At 59.1% G+C, this 8409-nt stretch carries 6 protein-coding genes and 1 CRISPR repeat array (1 of these 7 running past the window's edge); all 6 genes read right to left on the bottom strand.

Annotated features, from left to right (window positions below; all coding sequences use genetic code 11):
- Window positions 1–194 precede the first annotated feature (194 nt).
- Window positions 195–536 carry a hypothetical protein gene (locus tag DIE16_RS22480; RefSeq protein WP_124893442.1) on the bottom strand — a complete coding sequence of 114 codons (342 nt, stop codon included), beginning with the start codon at window positions 534–536 and terminating at the stop codon, window positions 195–197.
- Window positions 537–548: 12 nt separating this feature from the next.
- Window positions 549–1523, bottom strand: coding sequence for a DUF2971 domain-containing protein (locus DIE16_RS22475; protein WP_124893441.1), 975 nt, complete (start codon window positions 1521–1523; stop codon window positions 549–551).
- A 182-nt stretch (window positions 1524–1705) separates the two neighbouring features.
- Window positions 1706–2029, bottom strand: coding sequence for a hypothetical protein (locus tag DIE16_RS22470; RefSeq protein WP_185735502.1), 324 nt, complete (start codon window positions 2027–2029; stop codon window positions 1706–1708).
- A gap of 47 nt (window positions 2030–2076) precedes the next feature.
- Complete coding sequence (locus DIE16_RS22465; RefSeq protein WP_124893439.1) at window positions 2077–3951, bottom strand: UvrD-helicase domain-containing protein; 1875 nt, start codon at window positions 3949–3951, stop codon at window positions 2077–2079.
- Window positions 3948–6233, bottom strand: a complete 2286-nt coding sequence (locus DIE16_RS22460; protein WP_409364463.1) for an ATP-dependent nuclease — start codon at window positions 6231–6233, stop codon at window positions 3948–3950. Before DIE16_RS22460 ends, DIE16_RS22465 begins: the two co-directional genes overlap by 4 nt.
- Before the next feature lie 785 nt (window positions 6234–7018).
- Window positions 7019–7444 carry a hypothetical protein gene (locus DIE16_RS22450; protein ID WP_124893437.1) on the bottom strand — a complete coding sequence of 142 codons (426 nt, stop codon included), beginning with the start codon at window positions 7442–7444 and terminating at the stop codon, window positions 7019–7021.
- A gap of 472 nt (window positions 7445–7916) precedes the next feature.
- Window positions 7917–8409: direct repeats of the CRISPR family, unit length 27 nt; unit sequence TTTCTGAGCTGCCTACGCGGCAGCGAA (it continues 14 nt past the right edge of the window).

Here is an 8409-nt window from a genome sequence, read left to right as displayed (position 1 = left end):
TACTACATCGGGCCGTGAGGTAGCTCGTAATGGCGACCCACTTCAGACTGTGGGGGCCGTAATTTTCTCGATGATCTTGGTATCGGCGAGTAACCCCCCAGTTACGCTCCTAACGCTAGAGAGCTTCGACCGCTCCGCTCTTTGGCGTGTAGGCTTGGAGGTAGCTGGAACAGATTCTCTACACCGTCACCGTACTAAACGCGGCAGATCAAGCCCACTCGATTGTCAATCAACACGTCGAAGCCTTTATATGACAGCGGCTCCGCGAGTTCCCATCCCACCGATACCGCCAGCGATACCGAAAAATTCTGTCGGCACTCCTCGGCTTCGCAGCGATCGCAATGGACGACACTGCAGCTCTTGTTTAAACCATCCCGAGAAACGAGGCAAACAGAGAGATTGCGTGACGGCCATACCGTCACACGTACCGTCACGATGTTTCTCGCGCGTTCCGCGTAAAGCCGAAAGCAACCACGACGTTCGCCCCGGCTGGCAGGCGGCAGAATAGCCGCCATCGGCACGCGGTTCGAATCCATGCAGCCTTGCCTCTAGCAAGGCGATTCGTCGTCCTGCTCCGTGAAAGGGGCAAACTCTTCGAAAATGGTCTGCGCGCGCCGGGGGTAGTACGCAGACAGTTCGCCTACGTCCACTTCGCTTCGCGTGAGCTCGAAGGTTCCGCGGACCTCGTGCATCTCGTATAGCCTTACTTCCTTGTCGCGCCCGCTCAAAGCACGCGCCACCGTGTGCATGACAGTGCTGTCGCATCTCATACCGAATACGACTTCGACCATCTCCAGCGGCGAGTCTGATGCGCCGCGCGAGCCGAGCAGACGCCACTCCTTTTCATACTGCCAATCGGGTGCTTTTCGCAAAAGAACGGCCGAGTCCACCTCTCTCCGCGCCTGTGCATTGTCTTCCAGTACCATCGCGGCAACGAGGCTCGCGCGCACATTCCGGTCTCCGCCATACACGACCTCGTGCAACTCTATGGCCCAATCAGGCGCCTGTTCGTGAGTTGGGGCCGCGTACCCGATGCACAGACCGCGGTGTTGATCGCCGTAGTGGCTCCACATCAACGGGCAGTCATGCCGGCTTGCGAGCGACAGAATTCCCTTGTTGTACTGACGCAGCAACTCGTCCTCGATGGCCCTTGTGACGACGAAAGTGTACGCATCCAGCACGTCATCGGAATACTCCGGGTCCGATGCTTGATATTGCAGCGTGTCGATCATCTTCAGCGCTGCAGCCTCGCTATGCTTCTCGATGTGCGCCATCGTTTTCGGGCCACGGTATTTGACCGCATCCGCAGCAGCGCGCATCTCCGCGTTGACGCGCCTTCGCACCATTTCCTGAACGGTACGCTCGAGCGTTCTGATATCGCAATCGGCTTCGACACATGGTCTTGTGTCGAGCGGATCGTTGAATGTGCTCGGGTCAGCATAGTAGACGCGATCGGCACACAACAGTTCGATAGTCCGATCATTGAAGTGGCGGTACTTGTACAGAACAGGCGGTCTCATCATAAATATATCGCATAATTATTGGCATGTAGCCGGCAAACGCCCAGCCAACAAACTTGCATGCCTGATCTTTTCGAATCACGCTGGCGGGAAATCGTGGGCCGCCGTTCCGAGTACTCGACAAGTTCGCCTAGCCTCGGGCCGCCCCAAGTACAAAATCAATCTGCGCAGCTGATTTCAGGCACCTACAAAGCCTCACCTCCATCAACGACAAAGGTTGGAAAAGCCAACAGCAAGAATCCGTCTTTGTCGGGTGTCCAAAAACCGTCGAGGCCGTGGGACGGATCGTCGTCGATATCGCAACGTTCATCCTCCCGCCGAATTCCGATATTGCTATCCCAGACCTCGCTGGCATGAATACTCCAATGTAAAGCAAAAATCCGTTCCATCGACTGGGTTGCGACGAGGATAGCCGCCCCGTGTCGGTCATTCGATGGCTGCAGCGCAAAGTCCGCTCTTGCCACGATCAGCGGTTGCGCCGTCGGATAATCGAGTGAGCGATTATCCAACACGACTGTCCGCCGAATGCCGAGCAAATCGCGTAATTTTTTACGATTTAGCTGAGCTGCTCAACTCCATGAAGCGAAGCGTTTGGAAACAGTCTGGCCTCGACCACGGCAGTGCGTGCCGCGGCCACATCAGCGGCGAACAGCACCACTGCCAGATCCTTCACCGCACGCGAGCAGCAGACATAAAATAACCGCCTCGTGCGGTCGAGCACCGATTCCCTCCCCTCTGCGACATTCGCTTCGTCAGTGTCGGAAAGGGGTGTATAGCCAAGATATTTGCCGTAAGAGTATTGGTTATAAGAGGCCTCTTCGTCGTCAAGTACCACGAGCACGCGCTCGAACTGCGCGCCCTTGACTCCATGATGGGTCGCGAATGGCGACTCTTCTAGGATATATCTACGATGCGCCCAGAGTTCGCCGACATTGCATCCCAGAAACGCAGCAACGTTGCCAAATCCTGCCGACCCGTCGTCGACCGGGTCATCCATGAGGTGTACGGCGAAGCGGTCGTCGAGCGCCACCAGCTCGGTGTTCCGGACGTGCCGAAGGACGTCGCGGACCGTCGCCACTGATCCGTCGGCCAGCAGCGCGGCCAGTTGCTCGATTGCTTGCTGAAGGGCGGCGAGGACAGGAGCCACTGCCTGCCCGCGCAACCGCTCTGGTTCCAGGCAGGGACTGTTTGCGCGGAGGATCGAGATGATCGTGAACTGGTCATTTGCACGCGATGCGACGATCAGCGGCAGCAGTTGCTGAACAAATGGCCGAAGCGGCCACGCTGACCCGTCGGCAATGCCTTCACTCAGGCTCTGCGGCGCGCGATCGTTTAGCGCCGAATAAAGCGCAGCAAAACCGAGCCGCCTGGCGGCCATGCGATGCACAAGCACCAGCAACCGAACATCGCCGTCACGCATGTCGCTGGTCCACAGATCGTCGCCGGTCTGCGCGGCCAGCCATGCCCGTACGGCACCGAGCCGTGCAGTCCTATGATCATCGCTTGGCAGGATGAATACGTTGACAGTGCCGACCACGGGCTGCTCCTGTCCATCAACGGTCACAGTGCGTCCACGGGTCTGGACTAGACCGTCGCCCGCCGCACGCACCGCGTTGACCACGCTCAGGACCGAGGTCGGGCAGCGAAAGTTCTCCGGCTTGGTTATCTCGGCCCAGCCGGGTAGCGGCTCGATCGCACCAGTTCCGTGTCCGTAGATCTTCTGCATCGGATCGCCGAAAAAGCCGACGCAGAGGGGCTGCTCGCCAGCGATCTGCCGAAGCGCTTCGATAACAACAGGCTGAGTGTCCTGACTCTCGTCGACAAAAATATAGGGAAACCGCCGCGCCACAATCTCGCGCAGCAAGGGATGGTTCTCAATGCACGCCGGGGTCAACTTGAGGATGTCGTCATGGCCGAGAATGCCTTCCGCGTAACGGCTGCCCGTTCCGTAGATGAACTTCTCGACCCGACCGACCGCCTCGAGCTCGGCTTCGAGACCGGCTATCTCCTGCTCCAGCTTCGCCCTGGTCGCGGCCCGTGTACCAGGTCTGTCGCAATGGACGCGCTTCTCGGCGATCTTCTCCTCAATACGGCCGATGACCCAGACAGCGATGTCTGACTGGAACGCGCGAACGACCGACCACAGGAAGCTGTGGATGGTCGAAATATGAAATAGCGGGCTTATGCCAACGTCGGCGGAAATCTCGCCGACCGCAACTTCCGTGTAAGTGATGCAGGCGATCTGCTGACCCGCGCGCCGCAGCGCCTTTCCGCGCGCCTCGCCAAGATGCGCGAGCGCTTTGATCAGCGATGTGGTCTTTCCCGATCCTGCGCCTGCCACCATCACGAACGAGCGCGGAGGCACCTGAGCGAGACAATCGCGGACATCGATGTCGGCCTGAGTGTCCGGGCTGCCGATGCGGCTCGTCATGCTACCACCGCGGCGATGACGGGATCACCAGCCGGCTGCCCCTCCTGATCGCCGTCATCAGGCTCGACCGGCGGGGCAATCTCGCCCTCGAGCCAGCGCAGCCCTTCGGCGATATAGGTCGGTACCGACCATTGCGTCGGATCCTCGGCCAACAGAGCCAGGGCGAAATCGGTCTTGCTGAAGCTCTTCGCCTGGACCCGCCGATGGATGCGACGGGTTAGCTCAGTCAGATTCTTGTTGTCGGGTCGGGCGATGCGAAGCTGCAGAGGCTTGCGCGCGATATCCTGGCACCAGGCGAGGTTCTCGAGTGCGAATGCCTCTTCGAGCGTGCGACCGGCCAAAGTTTGTGTCTCACCTGCCCATGTCACATTGGTGCGGCACTGATAGGCGACGCGCACGATTGCCTCGCTGTTCGCGCTCCGTGCCTGCGTCTTCTGGTCGTCTGTAGCATCCCAAAGCATGGCCACGGTGTCGCATTTCGGCAGCCATTGCAGCAGGGTCTGGTTCGAGGTCACAGCGCCGGGATGACCCGCGATGCATACCTTGCCGGGCCTGCCTTCTGCTGCGGCACCGGCTTCAGCAGCTTCGTCGTCCTCATCTTCCTCCTCGGGCTCAGCCCCCTCGTCGCCAGCCTGCGCCTGTGCCGCGGTATCCGCTCGGTTCTCTAAAGCGCCAGCAACGGGCGCCGGGGACCCGAAGACGCTGTCCAGGTCCGTGATGATGAGGGTCGTGAGACCGAGGAACTCGATCAGTGCCTTAAAGCGATGGCCGAAGGCGCCGCCTATCTCGAGAACAGTCAGGTATGTCGACTGCAGGCGTGGCGCCGCATTGGCGATCATCTGCGGCAGCAGCAGCCGTTCAACATTGCCTTCCACAAGCACCGCCCCATCTGCGAAGAACAGGTCGCAGTGGGTGAGCTTTAGATAGCGCTCGAGGAAAGTCCGGACATCGTGGTCGGTTGCGTCGTAGAACACCGACATGTTCAGCACGGCCGAGGTCGAGACATGCTCGGCGCGGCTGCGGCGGAAATAGCGAATTGGCCGGAAACCGCGCTCGTACAGAATGTGAGTTGAATGGGTCGTGACGACGACCTGGCTTGTATAGTGTGTTCGATCCTCCGCGCCCAAGGCGAGAATGGACATCACCTTGCGGATGAAGGCCTGTTGAAGCTGGGCGTGCAAATGGGCTTCAGGCTCCTCGATGAAGATGAGATGCACAGGCGGCCTGTTATCCTCGATCGCAAGCCATTGAGCATGAAGGTCAAGGAGTTCGACCACCATGAAGATCAGGTTCTTGAAGCCAAGACCGTTGTAGCTGTCGGGCAGTGTCGGCGGCTCCGGTGCGCCGTCGTCCGGGCCGAGCGCATAATGCACCCGCGCGCCGTGCGGGCTGCTCATGATGGATGCGGGATCGAGCGCCGAGCGAATCACGAGCCGCGGATTGCTGAGACCGGGATAACCGAGTTGCGCCAGACGCTGCAGGGTCGGCTCGAACACCCGCTCAAGATGCTCGTTCAGCGAAACCTCAGACTCGGCAAGCGCCCGCAGCGCCACAAGATCCTCGCCCTTCTGCTCGAGGTTGCGTTCGTAGAAGCGGCTCAGCACGCGCGAGAGGGTCTCCGCCCGCGCGCTGCCCGGCGCGTCAGCAAGATGCCGCTGCGCATGCAGGAAGTCGATGCGCAGCAGACCATTGAGAATGTCGCGCCCGCTGCGATCACGCCCGGTCAGGGGCACGGGGGCATAATCCTGCTGTGCGACCATGTTCGCGTCGAACCGGGTGGGGTCGAGCACGTAGTGGCGAAGCTCATATTCGTCGTTCAACCGGTCGCGCAGATAGTCCTGCAAATTGTGCGGCGAGGGATCAAATTCAAGGCCCTCTCCGCCGGCAACAGCCTCGAGTGCGCGTCGACGCGCCTCGGCGTACCGCGCGCGGGTCGCCTCGGAATCGATGGGTGCGAACACCACCCTCATCCCCACCAGCGAACCTTCCCATGCCAGGCTGGGCAGCAGATCAACCACCCGGTGGATGTCGTCAGCATTGATCTCCAGCCAGATATCGGCCTCGATCGTGGGCAGGAGCGCATCGGCATCGCCTTCGCCGTACGCAACGATCTGCGGCCACTGATCGGCGCTGAAATCATGGACGCTGAACTTTCCCCGCTCAGTGAAGAGCTGCAGCGCATGGCCAACGGACGTCTTTCCGCTGTTATTCGCGCCGACGAAAATTGAGATATCCGAAGCGAGATCAATTACGACGTTGCGCAGGCGTCGAAAATTGCGCAAGGCTAGCTTTTTTAGGTGCATCCTACCCCCGGGGTTAATCGCGCACTACGTTTTCTTCTTGCGGAAGACCTCATAGTATCTATGAAAGCACGAATTTACGAGTAAGTGCGCATCTGTTTTTTTAAGTGCCATTTCTGGCACCTAGACGCCCGCCATCCGGCGACCTCCACAAAAAGCAGAGGAGATTCAGACTTGCAATTTTCAGTCCCACTGCAGACACTTGATCATTCGACTATGAACAGCTACTCATCGACAAGTGCCGTATAGCGCCTTGAAATATCGCTCTCCACGTGAGTTCAGGTGAACCATGGTCAGGGAGGGAGTCTGATGCAACCCGATGTGGTACTTCGTCTTCGGCTCAGAACCATGGCCGAAGGAGGACGAAAGGGGCCGGTATTCGTAAATCCGGGTACGCACTTCGGTTGCCCCCTGGTCATCGAGGGTCGGCACTTCGATTGTCGCTGGTTGCTGAAAGGTCGACTTCTCGAACTTGGTCACGAATACGATGTACCTGTAAAGTTTCCGTCCTTCGCCCTGGTTACCCCACTTCTGGCTGTCGGCAAGGAAATGTAGATGTGGGAGGGCAAGGTCTTCGCAGATGGCGTCATTACGGACATCTGTCGAACACCTGATCGCAATATTGGCGAGTTTGTTCTAGCGCGTGTCCGGAGATACAGGGGCAAGTCCAGCTATATCGATCTCAAACACAACTCTCCGAGTCAACACCGGCCGACTAGAGTGATAATTATGCAAAGTCTCCGAGAGTCCGAAGGAAGTTACTTGTGTCAGCGCTGCCAGTTCCTTCTGCCGGATCGCCACTGTGCGCGCGACCGTCGAATTTGAGCGTTTTTTCCTATGTCTTGTTCTCCAGCTTGTTTAATCCGCATCGCCATCGCCACTATCGAGCGCCGATAGCTATCGAGCGAGTGACGATTCCGTACGTAGCGATATGCCCAGATGAATGAACCAGCAAGGAAAATAGCCCACATAACCTTGATCAATATATCGGTAGACGTAATACCGTGGTCGTTGACGTAGCGGCCAACCCACGCGGCATCGAATTGATTTTTTAATAGTAATGTGGCCACGACAGAAATTACCGTACCAACAAACTCCGCACCCGGGAGCGACGTAATCCACGCGACATTTTCGATCTTGCAGCCAAGATAGTGCTCAGCGCGGATAAGACTGTCGCATGAGTAACCGATCAACCCTCGCGCGTTACCGACTGGACGTGGTATTGGGCAGCTCAAAGACCGCACATAACGTCGATCGCAGCGCCGAGCGCCTAGCTCGGCTGGCTGCGCCGGCACTTCCGCGGGCTGCGACGCGACGGGAGGGGCCCGGACTGGCAGCCGGTGTCGCGCGAGCTCGCGGCGGCGCCGGCGGACATGGGCTGGGCGCGCGCAGCACCGTGCACAGGGCTATACGGCGCAGCCATCATGATGGGCATGCCGGCTGCGCCGGTCGGTGCGCGCGGCCGCGAAGAAGCGTTGCTCGAGCAGGCATTGTCGCGTGCGCTCCCCACCGAGCCGCGTCCCCGACGGCGACGCATGTTGCAAAACGGCCAATGGCACTCAAGCCAAAATGGGGCACAATGTAGCTACAACAAGGTTTGGGGCATGTGATGGCCAACAGCCGGCCGAGCAGGAACATCAGCGCCACCAGTGATATTTCCGCATGTTTCTGAGCTGCCTACGCGGCAGCGGACCGGTCTTTCTCCTGTAGCGGGAGCGGTTGTTATTTCTGAGCTGCCTACGCGGCAGCGAACCACTCCGTCAGCATGTCATCGGTGATCTTCATTTCCTGAGCTGCCTACACGGCAGCGAACTTGTTGGTCGTCCATGGTCATTCGCTCCAGTATTTCTGAGCTACCTACGCGGCAGCGAACCATCGCCCGTTCTACGGCACGCCGCTGCGCATTTTCTGAGCTGCCTACGCGGCAGCGAACTCTGCCATTGAGGCTTGATCTACTGATTTAGATTTCTGAGCTGCCTACGCGGCAGCGAACTCCGTCAGCGCATCAGCGCGGCTATTTTCGGTTTTCTGAGCTGCCTACGCGGCAGCGAATGCCCCTTCCGCCCCCGTCTCGTTGGCAGATGCTTTCTGAGCTGCCTACGCGGCAGCGAACTCTTCCGCCACCCCATCACCCAAATGGCAATCTTTCTGAGCTGCC

This window comes from Burkholderia sp. Bp9090 (assembly GCF_003857985.1).
Lineage (GTDB): Bacteria > Pseudomonadota > Gammaproteobacteria > Burkholderiales > Burkholderiaceae > Burkholderia.
This window is presented reverse-complemented; position numbering and strand designations above follow the sequence as displayed.